The organism is Chryseobacterium cucumeris (assembly GCF_016775705.1).
Taxonomy (GTDB): domain Bacteria; phylum Bacteroidota; class Bacteroidia; order Flavobacteriales; family Weeksellaceae; genus Chryseobacterium; species Chryseobacterium cupriresistens.
Genome location: NZ_CP068760.1, coordinates 1,465,560 through 1,483,557 on the forward strand (window position 1 = coordinate 1,465,560; position 17,998 = coordinate 1,483,557).

Annotated in this window: 15 protein-coding genes; 4 read left to right on the top strand and 11 right to left on the bottom strand. The window is 37.2% G+C overall.

The genetic code is table 11. From position 1 onward, the window contains the following. Positions 1-54: 54 nt before the first annotated feature. Both JNG87_RS06565 and era read right to left on the bottom strand, forming a co-directional pair. On the bottom strand, positions 55-483 hold the full coding sequence (locus tag JNG87_RS06565; RefSeq protein WP_202842638.1) for a DoxX family protein: 429 nt from the start codon (positions 481-483) through the stop codon (positions 55-57). 66 nt (positions 484-549) lie between these two features. Continuing rightward, a complete protein-coding gene (gene era, locus JNG87_RS06570; protein ID WP_110008669.1) occupies positions 550-1,425 on the bottom strand; it encodes a GTPase Era in 876 nt (291 codons plus the stop codon). A gap of 347 nt (positions 1,426-1,772) precedes the next feature. Here era and JNG87_RS06575 point away from each other — a divergent pair, with 347 nt between their 5' ends. The 3 genes from JNG87_RS06575 to JNG87_RS06585 all read left to right on the top strand — a co-directional run bounded on the left by JNG87_RS06575 (position 1,773) and on the right by JNG87_RS06585 (position 3,781). Further along, positions 1,773-2,336 carry a Crp/Fnr family transcriptional regulator gene (locus tag JNG87_RS06575; RefSeq protein WP_202842640.1) on the top strand — a complete coding sequence of 188 codons (564 nt, stop codon included), beginning with the start codon at positions 1,773-1,775 and terminating at the stop codon, positions 2,334-2,336. A gap of 248 nt (positions 2,337-2,584) precedes the next feature. Continuing rightward, positions 2,585-2,917, top strand: a complete 333-nt coding sequence (locus JNG87_RS06580) for a DMT family transporter (protein ID WP_202842646.1) — start codon at positions 2,585-2,587, stop codon at positions 2,915-2,917. A gap of 150 nt (positions 2,918-3,067) precedes the next feature. After that, on the top strand, positions 3,068-3,781 hold the full coding sequence (locus JNG87_RS06585) for a T9SS type A sorting domain-containing protein (protein WP_202842648.1): 714 nt from the start codon (positions 3,068-3,070) through the stop codon (positions 3,779-3,781). Positions 3,782-3,837: 56 nt separating this feature from the next. Here JNG87_RS06585 and JNG87_RS06590 read toward each other — a convergent pair whose 3' ends face one another. From JNG87_RS06590 to JNG87_RS06615, 6 genes are all read right to left on the bottom strand, one after another. Next, the gene (locus tag JNG87_RS06590; RefSeq protein WP_202842650.1) at positions 3,838-4,605 is read right to left on the bottom strand and encodes a class I SAM-dependent methyltransferase; all 768 of its coding nucleotides are present in this window, start codon (positions 4,603-4,605) and stop codon (positions 3,838-3,840) included. Then, complete coding sequence (gene map / locus JNG87_RS06595) at positions 4,605-5,414, bottom strand: type I methionyl aminopeptidase (RefSeq protein ID WP_110366009.1); 810 nt, start codon at positions 5,412-5,414, stop codon at positions 4,605-4,607. Before map ends, JNG87_RS06590 begins: the two co-directional genes overlap by 1 nt. A gap of 86 nt (positions 5,415-5,500) precedes the next feature. Continuing rightward, on the bottom strand, positions 5,501-5,932 hold the full coding sequence (locus JNG87_RS06600; RefSeq protein ID WP_062670258.1) for a BT0820 family HAD-type phosphatase: 432 nt from the start codon (positions 5,930-5,932) through the stop codon (positions 5,501-5,503). Positions 5,933-6,029: 97 nt separating this feature from the next. Continuing rightward, entirely contained in the window at positions 6,030-7,007 is a 978-nt protein-coding gene (locus JNG87_RS06605; RefSeq protein ID WP_110008663.1) for an acyl-ACP desaturase, read from the bottom strand. 150 nt (positions 7,008-7,157) lie between these two features. After that, positions 7,158-8,699, bottom strand: coding sequence for a 2,3-bisphosphoglycerate-independent phosphoglycerate mutase (gene gpmI, locus JNG87_RS06610; RefSeq protein ID WP_202842652.1), 1,542 nt, complete (start codon positions 8,697-8,699; stop codon positions 7,158-7,160). A gap of 183 nt (positions 8,700-8,882) precedes the next feature. Then, entirely contained in the window at positions 8,883-9,812 is a 930-nt protein-coding gene (locus tag JNG87_RS06615) for a DUF2268 domain-containing putative Zn-dependent protease (protein ID WP_202842653.1), read from the bottom strand. Positions 9,813-9,971: 159 nt separating this feature from the next. Between JNG87_RS06615 and JNG87_RS06620 the strand changes: the two genes are divergently transcribed. Next, positions 9,972-10,295 (top strand): translation initiation factor, encoded by a 324-nt coding sequence (locus JNG87_RS06620; protein ID WP_002979957.1) that lies wholly within the window; start codon positions 9,972-9,974, stop codon positions 10,293-10,295. 2 nt (positions 10,296-10,297) lie between these two features. Here the strand turns inward: JNG87_RS06620 and JNG87_RS06625 are convergent, their stop codons facing one another. The 3 genes from JNG87_RS06625 to JNG87_RS06635 all read right to left on the bottom strand — a co-directional run bounded on the left by JNG87_RS06625 (position 10,298) and on the right by JNG87_RS06635 (position 17,743). Continuing rightward, on the bottom strand, positions 10,298-11,197 hold the full coding sequence (locus JNG87_RS06625; protein ID WP_202842661.1) for a leucine-rich repeat domain-containing protein: 900 nt from the start codon (positions 11,195-11,197) through the stop codon (positions 10,298-10,300). A 57-nt stretch (positions 11,198-11,254) separates the two neighbouring features. Continuing rightward, positions 11,255-13,408, bottom strand: coding sequence for an alkaline phosphatase PhoX (locus tag JNG87_RS06630; RefSeq protein ID WP_202842663.1), 2,154 nt, complete (start codon positions 13,406-13,408; stop codon positions 11,255-11,257). Positions 13,409-13,684: 276 nt separating this feature from the next. Further along, positions 13,685-17,743 carry a LamG-like jellyroll fold domain-containing protein gene (locus JNG87_RS06635; protein ID WP_202842670.1) on the bottom strand — a complete coding sequence of 1,353 codons (4,059 nt, stop codon included), beginning with the start codon at positions 17,741-17,743 and terminating at the stop codon, positions 13,685-13,687. Positions 17,744-17,998 lie beyond the last annotated feature (255 nt).

A 17,998-nucleotide genomic window follows, 5' to 3' on the forward strand; every position in this document is an offset into this window, starting at 1 on the left:
AAACAGAAAGGCACTTCATTTCCTGAAGTGCCTTTTATTTATTGTGTTGTAAAATTACCAGTCTGAAGCTCTTTTTCTTCTTTCTATCATATGATCTACTGAAACTTTCCCGGCTCCGGTTACCATGAGTAGAAGATAAACAGAAAGATAGACAAGTGCCATTTCTCTTTTTTCAAAAGGATCTGCTCCGTGTACTGCAAAAGCAGCAATGATCATGGTAAAGATCAGGAAGCCTAAAGAAACTCTTGTAAAAAGCCCTAAAATAAGTAGTATCGAACATACAAATTCAGCAAAAACCGTAAGAATCAGTGAAATCTGAGGGCCAAGTCCCATAAAATCGAAAAACTCAATTTTACCGCCTGTCAACAGCATCTGAAGTTTTGGAAAACCATGGGACAGCATGGCAAAACCAACAAACACTCTCACTGCTAATAATATAATATCTTTAGGTATTGAGCTCCAATTTGAATTATTATAGTTCATCTACTAAAAAATTTATACTAAGGTAATAAAAATCTTTTAATACAACGGGATTCCGGCTATTTTAGTTTATCTGTAACCGAAATTTTTAAGATCTCTGTCGTTCTTTCTCCAGTCTTTTTTCACTTTCACAAATAAGTTCAAATGAATTTTTTTGGTGAAAAACTTCTCCAGATCTATTCTTGCTTCAGTTCCTACTTTCTTAATCGCTTCTCCTTTGTGCCCGATAATAATTCCCTTCTGAGTATCTCTTTCAACATAGATAATTGAATCGATAAAGATAATTCCTTCTTTCTCCTTGAACTGTTCTGTTACCACTTCTACAGAATAGGGAATTTCCTTATCATAATTCAAAAGGATTTTCTCACGAATGGCCTCATTTACGAAAAATCTTTCCGGTTTATCGGTGTACTGATCTTTATCATAGTAAGGAGGGTTTTCGGGAAGTAAAGATTTTATTTTAGGTAAAATAACTTCTGTGTTGAAGGCATTCAGGGCAGAAATAGGCAGAATTTCAGCTTTTGGAATTCTGTTGTGCCATTCTTCTACCAATTTTTCAAGGCCTGCCTGATCGGTTTGGTCTACTTTATTCAAGAGAAGAAGTACAGGTACAGGGATTTTATTCAGTTTATCAATTAAAAATTCTGATGGTTCCGCTTTATCGGTAACGTCTACAATAAACAGGAAAACGTCAGCATCCTGCAAAGAATCCTTTACAAAATCCATCATTTTTTCCTGCAGTCCGTATTTTGGATCCAATACTCCCGGAGTATCAGAAAATACAATCTGAAGGTCATCTTCATTATAAATACCAAAAATTCTGTGGCGGGTTGTCTGAGCTTTCTGCGTTACAATCGCCAGCTTCTCCCCCATTAATTGGTTGAGCAAGGTCGATTTTCCAGCATTGGGCTTTCCAACTATATTTACAAATCCTGCTTTGTGCATAAAAATAATATTACGAACTGCAAAGTTAGTAAAACAAAATTGGTCTTTACGGTTAATCTTAATTTTTAAAGGAAAAAAGAGAGTTATAGTTTGAAATAAGGGATGTTGAAGAGGAAATATAAAGGGATTCGATGGCTGAGCTAACCACCCCGTCAAAAATTCTTTGAGTTTTCGCCACTCGTCCAGAGGAGGGGAATTTGCTATTTTCGTTGTAATATTGACAGTAAATAAACTGAATCCGGAAGAATTTTGATCGTAATCATTACAAGATTTCTGACAAAAATTAAGGGATAATTTTGTATTGCATTACTTAAAACTGATATTTTTGAATATTAGAATTCATCTTTATGAATATAGACCAGATTCTTGATAAGGTTTACCTTCTTCCTGAAGCATCAAAAAACAGCTTAAAAGAGCATATTACTGAAGTTTCCTATCCTAAAGGATTTTGTCTGATGGAAGCCGACAAAGTGATTCCTTATCTTTATTTTATACGAAAAGGTATTGCGAGAGCCTATTCTTCAACAGCTGACAATGATATTACCTTCTGGTTCGGAAGCGAAGGTCAATGCATTCTCTCGATGAAAAGCTATGTGAAAGATCAACCCGGTTACGAGAGCATCGAGCTTCTGGAAGACTGCGACCTCTATCGAATGGAAACGGAAAGCCTCAGAAAACTGTTCAATGAAGATATTCATATTGCCAACTGGGGGCGAAAGCTTGCTGAAGCAGAAATGATAAAATCCGAAGAGCTGATTATTTCAAGACAGTTTAAAACTTCTCTGGAACGCTACAAAGATATTATGACCTATCAGCCTGAGCTTCTTAAAAGAGTACAGCTGGGTTATATTGCGTCTTATCTGGGGATTACGCAGGTGAGTTTAAGTAGAATCAGGGGGGAGATTAAATAAATTTAAAGATTCAAAGATTTAAGAATTGAAAGATTTAAATATTCTTATGTTTTGGTTAAAGCCAACGGAATGATTTTTTATATTATAAGCGGACTAAAGTCCGCTCCTATTGATATGAGGCAATCTTTTCTTTTTTCTTGCAGCTTACTATTCAAATCCTCCAGCTTCCAGCTTGCTTTTATTTTTTAACAATTGTAAAATTTTTTCTCCTGTCAAATTCTGAACTTTGCAGTAGAAAAATTTAAAAAATGAATTGGTTACTATTAGTTATCGCAGGATTATTTGAAGTTGCCTTCGCATCATGTCTGGGAAAGGCAAAGGAAACGTCAGGAACTGAAATGTACCTGTGGTACGCGGGATTTCTGATCACCATGACGATCAGTATGCTTTTGCTGATTAAAGCGACTCAAACGCTGCCTATCGGGACTGCTTATGCAGTATGGACAGGCATCGGAGCAGTGGGAACTGCCTTAATGGGAATTATCTTTTTTAAGGATCCTGTAAGTTTTTGGAGGGTATTTTTTATTGTAACACTTATCGGTTCTGTGGTAGGATTAAAGGCTGTATCTTCATCACACTAGAAATCGCATAAACTTCTATCAATATTTAAAAATGGGCCGTCTTCGTCATGAAGGCGGTTTTTGTTTGTCTTAATTTTCATCTTGATGATCCTTATAAAAGAGCAAACAGTAAGTAATTCTTTTTATATCTTTACCGGAAACTTTTAACCTATGAAAAAAATTCTATTCCTTTTAGCAGGTGGTTTACTGACTGCCCAGCAAACTTCTGAACTGCTTTCCAATAATTGGTATATTTCCAAAATGGTGACCAGTAGCGGGCAGACCACCAACACACCTGTAATAGATAATGGAGTGCCTGCTACTACATTTAATTCGGCAGGAGGTACAAGCTATGTTATCAATTCAAGGTATTACAATACATCCATGATGAGTTTTGGAGTTATGCCTGGAAGTAACAATCTTATCAAAACAGCCAGCTCGTGTACTCTTTTGTTTTATAATGGCGGAAATGCTCCAGCCGTTCGGGCCTACGATCAGAAAAACTGTGACACTTACGTTTCGGGAGCCTATGCATCTATATACAGCTATCAGATTATTACAAATGGCAACCTCAAAACGCTGATAATAACGGATCCTTCAGGAAATAAGGTCTATTACAACAATAATACTGCACAAATGAGTACGAAAGAAACTGATGCCGTTGCAAAAACGTTTAAAGCATATCCAAATCCTGTAAAAGAGATTTTACATCTTGAAAATATTGAGAGAAACCTTTCTCTTAAGATCTACGATCTGTCAGGAAAACTGGTATCAGAAACGACAACTAACGGCAGCAAAACGTCAATTGATACAAGCAGTTTACAGAAAGGACAATATATGATCAAGATAGAAAATTATAAGTCATATCCTTTTGTCAAAGAATAACAACTGACTTTTCAATTATACAAAACCCGTTTCAAAAGTTGAAACGGGTTTTTATTTTATTTTTTATAAACTACCGGTAAGATTTCGTTATGTCTTAACCCGTACTTTTTTATTTCTTCTTCAGAGAATTTCTGTGAATAGAAGTTGGGTTCTATTTCAAAGCCAGCTTTTCTTAAACGGTCGAAATAATCCATTCCGTACCAGCGAACGTGATCATACTGCCCGAAATGCTTCTGACGTTCCTTTGGATCTTTAATGGTAAAATCTTCATAGGTTTTCTCCAGTGAGTTTTTCATCGGAACCTGAAGAATTCCCCATCCGCCGGGTTTCATTACCCTGTATAGCTCGCTCATTGCTTTTGCATCGTCTTCAATATGTTCCAGAACATGGTTACAGAAAACAATGTCAAAGCTGTCATTTTCAAAAGGCAAATCCAGAATATCAGCTTTCACATCTACAATCGGAGAATATAAGTCTGCCGATATATAATTCAGGTTGCTCATTCTCTTGAATTTTCTTAAAAATTCCTGTTCAGGAGCGATATGCAGAACTTTATAATTTTTAATAAAAAAATCGGTTTCGTTCTGAAGATACAGCCACATCTGGCGGTGTCTTTCCAAACTTAACGTTCCCGGAGAGAGTGCATTTTCTCTTTGTTTTCCATATCCGTACGGAAGGAATTTTCTGTAAGATCTTCCGTCAATGGGATCTAAAAACTGATCTCCTTTGAAAAACTGATAAATAAGCGGTCTTGCCCAGATGCTCATTTTAATAAGCATAGGACGTGGAATTTTATTCAGTAAAAGCTTAGTTACCTTTTTCATTAAAAATCCAGTTGGAACTGCTTTTCTTCATCACTTACAATCCCTAAAGCTTCATATACATAATCAAATGTTGAAAGCAATACCGGCTTACCATTGATCACTGCTACATCATGTTCGAAGTGAGCAGATGGCATGTTATCTAACGTTGTTACCGTCCAGCCGTCGTTATGGAACTTCACTTTTTCAGTTCCCATGTTCACCATCGGTTCAATAGCAATTGCTAAACCGTCTTTAATGACTTTTCCGCTTCCCTGTCTTCCATAGTTCGGAACCTGCGGATCTTCGTGCATTTTTCTGCCTAATCCATGGCCTACAAGCTCTCTTACCACTCCATATCCTTCTTTTTCACAATGTGCCTGAATCGCATGGGAGATATCTCCGATCCTCTTTCCTCTGACACACTGCTCAATCCCTTTGTACAGAGATTCTTTGGTAACCTGTAGTAATTTTTTAATCTCAGGCTTTACTTCCCCGATTTCAAAAGTGTAGGCATGATCTCCTACAAAACCGTTTAGAATAACTCCACAGTCTACAGAAAGAACATCTCCTTCTTTTACCACATCATTGTTTGGGAAACCATGAACAACCTGCTCATTCGGAGAGATACAAAGAGAGTTTGGAAATCCTCCGTATCCTAAAAATGCAGGTTCAGCACCATGATCTTTAATAAAATCATGAGCCAGTTTATCTAAATATAAGGTAGTAATCCCCGGTTTAATTTCTTTTGCCAACATTCCCAATGTTTTAGAAACCAATCGGGCACTCTCCTTCATCAGACGTAATTCGTCTATCGTTTTTAATTGAATCATTGTATTAATTTACCAATGTATTAATAGATCAGTGTAACAATATGGATTGGTAAATTGGTACACTGTTAAATTTAAATTGTTTTATTCTACCAGAAAAGTCCTTTTTTCTTTTCTTTTTTAAGTTTTGAATAGGCAAGAACCTCTTTTCCTTCCACACGGAATTCTATTCTTTCCTGAATGATGTTGTAGATTTCACCCCATCCCGGGAATCCTCCTAAATTTCTGTCGTCAATAAACCAGTCTGCATCTAATTTTCTGGACTGATTTTCAGGATCAAAAACTTCTCCTTCAAAGCTTGAGTTCACAGCATAAAATTCTATTCCGTTTTTTTTGCAGAATTCTACCGCTTCATCTAATGTTTTTCCGTGTCTGTATGTCCAAAGTATCAATCTGAATCCTTCAGACTGAAGTCTTTTCAAAGTTTCGAATGCAAAAGTTTTCGGTTTTCCAATTGCCGGGTAAGCATCGTCAACAATAGTCCCGTCAAAGTCAACAGCAATCTTTTTATTATTTAACATTTTGTCTTTTTTTAGCTTTGCAAAGATAAGAAATAAAAAGAGTGCCAAAAAGAAAGGCACTCAATACTTTTATATTTTAATAATAATAAAGATCGTATTAGCTTTTTACCCAGCTAAACTGGAACTGAAGATCGGGAGTAGAAACTCTGTCTGTGATCTTCTGCAGCCTTGCAGGAAGCTTCATCAGGTATTCCTGAGCTTTTTCAGCTTTTTCTGTAAGTCCTTTTACGTGCTCAATTTTCCATTCATCTAAAAGGTCTTTCATAATGTTGATATAATCCTGGCCTGTGTACACCATACATCTTTGTGCAGCATCTGAGAAATGCCCCCAAAGTTCACCTGCTTTTTGTCCTGACTGTCTCATTAAGTGAGCAGGCATTACAATTTTTTTACGCATCATATCTTCAAACGCAAGAATCATTTCCGAAGGGTCTACTTCAAGGATTTTTGCTACGAAATGTTTGTATGCTTTAGCGTGTCTTGCTTCATCTGCAGCAATCACACCACACATTTTTGCCAATTTTCCGTTTCCGGATTGTTTAGCCAATGTTCCTACTCTTCTGTGAGAAATATTGGTAGCCGTTTCCTGGAAACTCGTATAAATGAAGTTTCTGTATGGGTCCATACTTGTTCCCAGATCGAATCCGTCATTGATCAGGTATTGGGTAGTGATTTCCACTTCTCTCATGTTTACTCTTCCACACAGATAAAGATATTTGTTTAATAAATCTCCGTGTCTGTTTTCCTCAGCGGTCCACGCTCTTACCCAATTGGCCCAGCCTACTTTTTCTTCCTGATTGATTCCATCAACTCCCATTAACCAAGACTCATAAGATGGAAGTGCCTCTTCCGTGATACAGTCACCGATTAATGTTACAAAAAGATCATAAGGCATTTCGCGGGCAAAAGTCTGAATTTCTTCTAAGTCGTGTTTAAATTCTTCACTTGAAGGATCTGGTAAATAATCGGAAGGCTGCCATATTTTTTCAATTGGCGTTAAAAATTTATCAAGAAAAGAACCTACTTCCTTTTCCAATAATCCCATTACTTCTTTCCTAACAAGCTTTTGATACATTTTACTATTCAGTTTTAATTTACAAAGATATGATTTATTTATTATTTAACGCATAATAAAGTATGACTTGCATACTTTATCTGACATAAATCATAAAAAAAATGCCGCTACTAAAGCATAACGGCATTTTTTTAACAATATTATTGAATATTAATTAACCAAAACTTCTCCAGTCATTGCATCTGGTATTTCCACATCCATTACTTTAAGGATTGTAGGGGCTACATCGCCCAGTTTTCCTGGTTTTAAATTCCATGTATGGTCTTTATCCATCACAATAAAAGGAACCAGGTTTGTGGAGTGCTGGGTATTTGGAGTTCCGTCCGGATTGATCATTACATCTGAGTTTCCGTGATCGGCAAGAATGAAAACAGCATATCCGTTTTCATAGGCTGCTGTAGCCACTTTTTCTATACATTGATCTACCACTTCTGCTGCCTTCACTGCTGCTTCAAAAACACCTGTATGGCCTACCATATCTGTATTGGCGAAATTTAAGCAGACAAAATCAGCTGTTCCCTGCTCCAGTTCGGGTACTATAGCATTGGTAATATCATAGGCCGACATTTCCGGTTTCAGATCGTAGGTAGGAACATCTTTCGGGCTTGGGCAAAGCAGTCTTCTTTCTCCTGTAAATTCCTCTTCCCTTCCTCCTGAGAAGAAGAAAGTAACGTGAGGATATTTTTCTGTTTCTGCAATTCTGATCTGGGTTTTTCCATTTTTCTCCAGAATTTCACCCATGGTTTCTGTCAGTACGTTTTCATCAAAAACAACCTGCACATTCTGGAATGTTTTATCATAGTTCGTCAATGTGATATAATAAAGGTTCAGCTTCTTCATTCCAAATTCCGGGAAATCTTTCTGGGAAAGAACTTCTGTAATTTCTCTTCCTCTGTCTGTACGGAAATTGAAGCAGATCACCACATCATCTTCAATGATTCTTGCTACCGGTACTACATTTCCTGTAGCAGTAGTATTCACTAAAATAATAGGCTTCAGGAACTCATCGGTTACATTATTATCATAATACATCTTGATTGTTGCCAAAGCATCCGTTGTCTGTTCTCCTATTCCTTCCACAAGGGCACCGTACGCTAATTTTACACGCTCCCATCTTTTATCTCTGTCCATGGCATAGTATCTTCCTACCACTGTTGCCAGCTTTCCGGTAGTTGCTTCCATATGTTTCTGAAGTTCATCGATAAACCCTAATCCGGAATGCGGATCACAGTCTCTGCCATCGGTAAATGCGTGAACAAAAACATTCTCATTTAAACCGAATTCTTTAGCAGCGGTCAGTAATCCTTTTAAGTGATTGATATGTGAGTGTACACCTCCGTTGGAAACCAATCCGATGAAATGTACTTTTTTATTTTCTTTTTTGGCGTATTCAAAGGCATCCTGAATCACTTTTTCCTGACCCAGTGTTCCTTTTTCGACGGCCATGTTCAGTTTTACCAGGTTTTGGTATACTACTCTTCCGGCTCCCAGGTTCATGTGTCCTACTTCAGAATTTCCCATCTGTCCGGCTGGTAAACCTACCGCCAGCCCGCTTGCTTCAAGGGTGGTATGTGGAAATTTCTGGTAACAGCTGTCTATGAATGGTGTATTTGCTTTATCTATTGCAGAAACGTTAGGGTTTGTTCCCAATCCCCATCCGTCAAGAATGGCCAGTATTGCTTTTTTCGACATTTTGTAAAACTTTTGTTAGACAAATTTACCTAATTTCCTATGAATAGAAGAATTTGAAGTCTTGAATTTTATGGACTGCTGATGATTAGTCAATTAATTTTGAAATTTTAACCGTGTCAAGGTTTAAAACCTTGACACGGTTCGTATAATGATGAACTTTTAAATTGCCAGCAGTATTCCATTTTATTCTTTAAAAAAATCTTCAAAACTGCTATTATTTTGCTTCACATATTCTCTGATATACCGATCCAAAAGGCCACTCTCTTTAAGAAACAGAAGAGGATTCTGAATATGTAAGATATCGTCAATAGCTTTATGCTTATCTGACTGTTTATTAAAATATGCCTCAGAAATATTATACCCAATCCAGTAGCCCAGATCGTTCGGTCTGTTGTCTTTTTTGCTGGTTCCGTAAAGCCAGTCTGTAGGATCATTTTTCTTGAGTACCGTTACAAATTCTTTGTATAATTGATCAGAATGAGCCTCTCCATATTGATAAAACGGGCTGTTATGGCTTTCTCCGGACACCAGCTCACTGATAAAATCAGCACTACCTTCGCTTAATGTGTATTTTAAAAGGTTATCAGTTCCTTTGATATCCTGTTGAAAGTGAATCGTCTCATGTGAAACAAGTCCTGCAATTCCATCCAGATTCTGAAGAGTTTCGGTACCGATCATAATGCCGTCTTTAGAAAATGTTCCTCCCGTATTAAATCTTCCGTATACAAAATATATGGGTGGAAATTTTGCCTGCGGATACCAGTATTTCAATGCGCTGTACACCGCTCTGATTCTTTTTTCTTTTTGATTGATTCCTGACAGAACATTCCGGCTTTTAAGATAATCTTCTTTTCTCTTTTTTACCATTGTATATAACGAATCAGCATTGATTATGCGGTATTCCATAAAACCTTTTACGCCCGGAGATCCGTTACTGATATAATCTCTAAAAGGATTTTCTTTTGAAGCCTCCATTTTATCGAATGCTTTCCAGAACCGGTCTGTATCTCTGGTTTCAAATACAGCGTTCAATGGATCAGTGGAGAAACCTGTCTGTGCTTTTGCAATTCCGGAGGCTAAAAGAAGACATGTAAAAATATATCTGGTTTTCATATTAGTTTTTAAAGATATCTTATCAAACGGCTAAAAATATAAAAACTTATACAGAATAGAAATAAACGCTGTCAAGGTTTGAACCTGACAGGGTTGAAAAATTAAAATTTCGTTGATTATTTCAGTTCATTAATCGCTAATTCTTTTTAATTTTGCGGTATGGATTTACGAGATCAATTGAAGAATCTTTTTCCTGATCATGAAGAGCAGGATTTTGAGATGCCTGAAGAAGAATTCAAGCAGAAAGAGCCATTGGTATGCAAATTTGAGAAAAAAGGAAGAAACGGTAAGCCTGTAACGATTGTTGAAGGCTGGGAAGGCAGCGAGGAAGACCTGAAAAAAATCTCAAAGAAAATAAAAACCACCTTGGGTATAGGCGGCTCTGAGAAGGATGGAACGATTATCATTCAAGGAGATAACCGTGATAAAATCATGAATATCCTTAAAGAAATGGGATATAAAACCAAACGTGTTGGCGGATAGTTCTAGAAATAGATCTGGGTTTCCGGCAGTAAGGTTTTTAAGTTTTCAATTTTAGATTTTTCTATAGGATTTCCTGTAAGAATCAATGTTTTCAGATTTTTAAGCTGTTTGATTTCTACAGGAATGTCTTTCAGATCATTATTGGCCAGATTCATGCTGACGATATTTTTCAGCCCTTTTACTTTGGGCGATATTTCTGTGATATGATTTCCGCTTACATTCAGAAATTCAAGCTTCTTTGCTTTAAAAAGGTTTTCCGGAAGCCTCATAATAGCATTCTGCTGCAGTTCAAGATATTTTAAATTTTCCGGAAAAGACAGATTTCCAAGATCATTGATCTGGTTATTTGAAAGGTTGAGAAATTTCAGATTTTTGATCTGATCCAGTTTGTCTGCAATAAAACTTATCTGGTTTCCCTGAAGATTGATTTCTTCCAACGCGGGAATTTCCATAAGGGCTTCGGGAAATATATTTAGATTATTAGCATCAAAATGTACCACTTTTAAGTTCTGAAGCTTTGCAAGATTAGGATTAATGCTTGTCAAGCTGTTCAGATTCATAGAAAAAGTAGTCAGTTTCTTCAGATTGCTTACCTCATCAGGAATAAATTTAATGCTGTTTTCATTCACATTTAAAATTTCCAGTTCTTTTAAAGCAAAAAGTTCCTGATCCATTTTCTCAAGCTTATTCGCCATAATATTCAAAAAGAATAATGAATCCAGTTTTACAATCTGAGGAGGAAGATTAAAAAGACCTTTTTCTCTGAAACTTATACTGTAAACCGCTTTTTTACTTTTTAAAGCATCTTCAATATTGGTAAATGTAGGATATTTCACCGGATCAATCTGTGCTTTGATCTGAGAAAGTGAGATGACGGAAATCAATAAGAAAAGCTTTTTCATAAAAATAAAAGGTCTGCCAGCAACCAAAGCTGCCGACAGACAAGAATTATAAATAATTTATTTCTTTACAAGTTTAACTGTTTTCTGGAATCCTCCTTCAGCTTCAATATTTAAAACTAAAACTCGTGATCCTTCCAACTGTTGTGTGAAATCAAGATCCAATGCTTTATTGGTTCCGTTGAATTTCTTCGTGTAAACGATTTTCCCGTCCATGCTGTAAGCTGTTACAGAAATATCTTTCAATCCTTTTACAGAATTGATTTTTACCACTCCTGAAGTTGGGTTCGGTGCTACCGTTACTGTATTCTCTTCAATTTTGGTATCAATAGTCCCTAAAGTTCCTTCAGTTCCAAGATTATTTTTAAGGGCAATAACAACTGTTGCTGATTTCCCTCTGTAATCAATCGTATTTCCTGTTGCATCTACGTCTGTAGAAATCGTAGAATCCGGATGCTGGATAGAGAAGAAACCAAATTTATGATCAGGAGTAAATGTCAATCCTGTAGGTTCCGAACCAGCCGGCATAGAAGCAAATAGTCTTACTTTCGGATTGGCCTGTGTATGATCCGGAGCAATGACCCAGATATAGTTTTTACCACCATCCTGAAGTACCCAAAGGTTTCCAAGTTCATCGAAAGTAAGGTTGTCATTTCCGTCTCCCCAGGCTTCAGATTTCATTCCCTGAGCTGTATTGAAAGAATATACAGAAGAACTTCCACCTACAAATGTTTCTACCTGAGAAGCAGTAGTTCCGTTATCCTGTAAACGGTATACTCTGTCTAATCCTTTGGCTGTAAAATAGATTTTACCATCCAGCGGGCTGATATCAACATCTTCTACCCCGTTGAATTTTGTTCCACCTAATGACAGGGCGTTGGTATTGGTATTATTCTGATCTGCTTTTTCTTTATTCGGAACCTGAATCCATGTCGCTGTAGTTCCTACCGGATCTCCTGCAGCCGTTAATCCCTGATCCAGTTTTAATACGTAAAGGTTTCCAGAAGAGAGATCATTAGGAGTATCCATTACATATTTGTACACCAAGTGAGTTCCACCGTCTTCTCCATAATATGCTATAGTTCCCGCATTATTGATCACCACGTTCTCGTGGTTCATGATTCCCATCTGCCAAAGCTTACCTTTTGTCCCGTTAGGGTTTTTAGATATAACCTGAGCAGTAGCAGGATCAATCTCTACCAGCCAGCCATAATCTTTATAACCGTCATTGTTCACATCATTGGAAGTTACAGATTCTTCTGCAGTGACTATAGTTCCCCACGGCGTAACTCCTCCGGAACAGTTCCTGATCGTCTGTACCAAACTTGGATCTGAGAAACTTACCGCTCTTGATTTTGTCAGCTGCCAAAGTTTTGAAGTCGCGTTATAGTTGATTTCTGCCATGGTAACTCCTCCGGGATTCGTTTCATGATTGACAGAAAGGTATCCGTTGGTACTACTTCCTGTTTTTGGAACATAACCGGTAAAGTCATTCTGACCTCCTACCAATCCTCCGCCTTCGGTATAGCTGTCTCCTTCTTTTAAAATAAGCTGGTATTTGTGTTCAGCAGGAATAATTAACTTATTGGTTTGTGCTGTAGGAACAATTGAAGTAAAACAACTGATATGCGTTCCGTTACAAGCTACAGGAATAGTTGTATTGGTAGTCGTTTTCAGATAAGCATCAATTCTTAAGTCTGAACTGGTTGTACTTCTGTTATGTAATTCAATAGAAAATCTGTTAACACCGTTTACAAATTTTGATTTTGGAATTGAAAAAATGTTATAAACACTCTCTGCTGCCCCGTCAATAGTAGTACTGGAGAAAGTATTGAATGTAACAGCACCTGCAGGCATATTATCTCTTACAACTTCTTCTCCGTTAAGGTATACAATAATACCATCATCTCTCATCACACCAAACTCTATAGTATCGGAAAGCGTTGAAAGATCTACCGTAAAATCTTTAGCAAAATAGGCTGTAGTAAGCCCTGAATTGATGGTAGTAGTTACAGGATCTCCATATCCCAACGGACCGTTTCCTACTGCCCATGTTGAAATATCATAGGTTTGGGCATTCCAACCGGCTGGCTGCGCCTGGTTGTTATCTTTATAGCTCCATGACGCATTCTTATTGAATATCAAGGTCTGCGCCTGAAGACCAGAACTGGCCAGTATAGCCAAAGCTCCCACTGCTAGTAGTTTTTTCTTCATTTTTTATTTGATTTATTAGACCTTGCAAAACTATTTTTTTAGCGCTTTTTCTCTGTTAATAGGATTTTAAATCTAAATCATCGAATATTAACTTATCAAAAACCTAATGTTAAGTGGATTAATTTTTTGTTACAAAAGCATAAGGTCCCAACCTTTTTTTCGGAACACAAGTATCTGAAATCCTAATTAAGATTATAAAATTTTAGAAAAAGGACAATCAAAAAAATAAGGTATGCCAACTGACATACCCTATAAATCAAATATTGTTTTTAAAATTTATTTAATGATGAATTTTTCCCGAGATGTATCGGTTTTAGATAGATAGGATGCTATATATGATCCCTTAGGAAGGTTCAGCATAATGTTTTCTTCAGATTTTAAACTGAATATTTCTGCTACTTTTTTACCGGACATATCATAAATAATTAATTGTGAGCCCACCCACGCTTTTGGTACGCGGACTGAGATTGGAGTGCCCTGAGCAGAAGGGTTGGGAACAATTCTTGGCAACTGATTTTTCACAACCTCGGAATTAACTCTGGATAATGTAGAAGAAGAATTGGTTAGAAAAAACTGACTGAAAGAATTTACATTTAAATTTGTGTTAAAAGTAACCTTTGTGTTAAGACCTGTACCGGAAACCTGATCTGCATTATCGACGCTTGTTCCCCAGGTGCTTCCAAAGTCATTGCTCCCTCTTTTGAAGAGACTGTAAGAAGATGGATTCAGATAATTGCCAAATCCTGTATTTTTATAAAATGATAAGGAGGCAAGCGGTGAAAATGCAAGGTTTGTCCCATAATTGTTTATAATCGTATAGAAGCCGAAATTAGTATCTGTATTTGGTAGTTGATCCGGATTAATTGTACCTCTTGATATCCATACATCACCATTCGGATATGTACCTGAGTTAAACTCCATAGAAATCCCGGAAGCTGTAAAATCTTTCACACCAGAAGACGTAATATTCATTTTTTCGCTTACTCCTTCAAAAACAGGAGCATTTGAAGCTAATCTTGTATATCCTGTTCCCTGATAGGATGCAAAAGTTCCTGAGTTGTTTTTATTAACCGTAATATTCCCGGCCGATTCATTGAACTGAAGATAATACACCAATCCATTTAAAATAGGATCTCCGGCAATACTTTTTGTCAAGTGTCTCCATTGTCTGATTTCATCAATGGATAGCGGCCTATTCCAGATGGCAACTTCATCCATTTCCAATTGGGTAAATCTGTTCGTATAACCTCTTCCATAGCTTCCTAAAAACAAGACGTTGAAAACTTCAGACGGTAATGCTGTATTATTTACACTTTCTTTTCCGTTAACATATATTTTTACATTCGTTCCGTTGCTTACCAATGCGATGTGTGACCATTGCCCTACCGGAGCCTGTAACCCGGAAGACCAGCTCCAGTCCGGGTGAAAGCCGATAGTGTTGTTGCCTTCTCTGAAATTCATTCCAAATGGATTACTGCCATCCTGAGACATAAAAACACCGCTGTAATCGGTCTGGATACCGTTGGGTTTTATCCAGCAAGAGAATGTAAAAGAATTTTTATTAAGGTTGGTGTTATCTACTTTAATATAATCGCCTGTGGTTTGACCTGTAAGTTTTATGCTGTTTCCAGGGATTTTGTCCGGCTGGCCAGTTCCACACTGATTATTGATTTCGATAAAATTATTGAGTGTCTGCGTGCTTGTTCCATATTGATCTGTCACCGTTAAAGTTACGGGATAGGTTCCGTTCGCTGCTCCCGCATAAGAAACCAATGGGTTTTCTAATGTGGAAGTGGAAGGAGTACCTCCCGGAAAGCTCCATTGCCATGTAGCACTTGCATTATGTACAACGGAATAATCTTTAAACTGGACTTTTTCTGCAGCCGGACAGCTAATTTTATTATTTCCCACTGATATTAAAGCACTGGGAGGACTTATCTCATATAAAGCATGCTCAAATGCACCTCTGGATGTTCCTATTTTTAATTTATTTTCATTGTAATTGATAAACATAAAACGGACATCACACATGGGCAAGCCATTACCCAGCATTACCCAATTCTGCATCACATTATTTCTGTAAAATATTCCTGCTTTATTGCCTACATACACACCGCCGTTTGATCCTCTCTGGAAAATAATTTTCGTAATAGGAGAAGTAGTGAGTACAGAAGAACTGAGATTAGTCCAGGTTGCTCCTCCGTCACCCGACTTTAATACTTTGCATGAAGACTGAACACCGCTGTAAGTTATCCATATTTTGTCTGGATCATCATCTCCAATGGCAATATCTGATATATTGGTTTGTCCGGAAGTTACCGTGGTATTAGGGGTAATATCAGTCCACGTAAGCCCGGCGTCTGTCGTCTTCCAAAGTTTATTATTGGTTAAACCTTCAACAACAATCATTACATTGGGATTTTTAGCAGAAATCTTTTCTCTGAATACCTGATTGCCAAAGGTTTTTACAATAGATATACTATTTCCGTTGTCTTCGGTTTTAATAAGAGAATTTTTCCATGTTGCCAAATTCGGGTTGCCTGTCGGATATTGACCTGCATGATGGGTAATCATGGTATAGTATTTATTGGGATGGAATTCTATGGAATTAAAATAAGCATAAATTCCTCCTAAATCCAGAAAATTAGGTTCATTAATCAGTGTATTCACGCCGGTCCTGAAATACCGGTAATTACTATATCCCTGGCTGTAAATATACCGGTCATCTAACGGATTAACGTCTGTATTCCCTTGATCTGCCCCTGTTCCGTTATACCAATCAAAACCATTGGCACTTTCCTTAATCATTACGGGGCCATGATTATTTCCCGATGCAACCAGATTGGTTTTGAAAGCACTTCCGAAACCCCAAAGCTCATGATTACCAATACTGTTGGTTAAAGTAGTTATTGTGACTCCCAAATTGCCGGATGCTGCCATTTCCCCATCACTGCCTGTTACAAATTTTCCGTTCACGAAATCCATGGATCTGATATCAGGATGGGTATATGACGCAGGAGTAGTAAAGGTAACTCCATTATCTGTGGAAATCCTGATTTGATCCACTCCATAAGTTCCATATACAATCTTATTTTCATCATTACGGTCCATTTGTATGTCGCCATGATGCAGACTGTTAATTCCTCCGGAACCGGGAACCATATTGATTCTGGAATTTTCAACTGCTCCGGTTGTCTTATTAAATTTATAAAGATGAACCGCCTGATGCCCATAAGCATTAGCACCGCTACCTGCTGCTACATAGAACGAAGAAGTATTATTTGTGGGCAAAAAGACTTTAACCCAGCCAATAATTTGCCCATTGGCAGTAGTATCCAGGGTAGTAGAATTTAATTGGGTAAAGCTAACTCCCTTATTAGTTGATTTATAAACTTTGAAAATATTATTGTTTGATGAACTGCCAAAATAAACCGAATTCTCATCATTCGGATCCCATTCCAAAGATTCACTCTGCGTTGAAGAATCCCCAATCTGATAATCTGCAGGAAGACCGGTTTGAACGGCACTCCAGGTATTTCCGCCATCACTCGTTCTGTACAATGAGGTTCCCCAGTGAACCACAGCAATATTGGCATTTGAAGGAGAAACTGCAATATCATAAGCTTTTCCGGAATAGTTTGCGGAAGTCATCGTGGTGGCAGTCCAGTTAAGTCCGCCATCTATAGATTTAATGAGCTGGGTATTGCTTAATGCATACACTGTTTGCGGGTTGGCAATACATACGTCAATGTCATTATATTTAGAATCAGGAAAACCATTGTCTACCAGATTCCAGGACGTTCCTCCATCTATGGTACGCCATAGCCCTCCGGTTACGAAGGATACAAACATCTTTTGAGCATTGGTAGGATCTATCCTGGTTAAAAATACATACCCTCCGTGATTATACTTGTTGGAATAATTTGTACTCGCACTATTCACCGGCCCTATTATTGTCCAATCACCAACTTGTGTTTGTGTGGGTAATAAGGCAATATTTTTTACTTTAGGTTGATTAAACAATAAAGGTTCTGGGGTAACTTTCCCTTGATTGTCCAAATAAAACAATTTTGTTCTTAGCCAGTCTTCACCAATGCTTCTCGGCTTGCTTTTTTCCCATCTGTGATTCCCAAAATATTTGTCGAAACTGGCTTTTACTTTAAAGTAATCGGCATTGTCTTTCATTTCAGAAAACCAGGGCTGAGACTTGTGCCTTAATTCGTATTCAATGTCTTCATCCTCCTCAGTCTCGTTTCTTGCTGCCGGAAGATTTTGGGTATGGTAAAGTGCTGAGATCAGCAATGTAGGTAAAAGAAGTCGTTTTATTTTCATCATTATTATTATTTAAATATTACATTAATATTATTGAAGTAAATTTAAACAATAACAATAATACCTATATGAAATACGAATATTTTACTAATATTTTACATTTTCAATTAATACAATAAAAATATATAACATTGGCTCTTCAGTTGTTTATCTTGCACCTAGACAAGCTTCAATAGATTTAAGGTATACAAAAGTCTAAGAACATTTTATGTAAAAAAAGAACAATTAAAGAAAAAGAAATTTGATAATAGTAAAGAA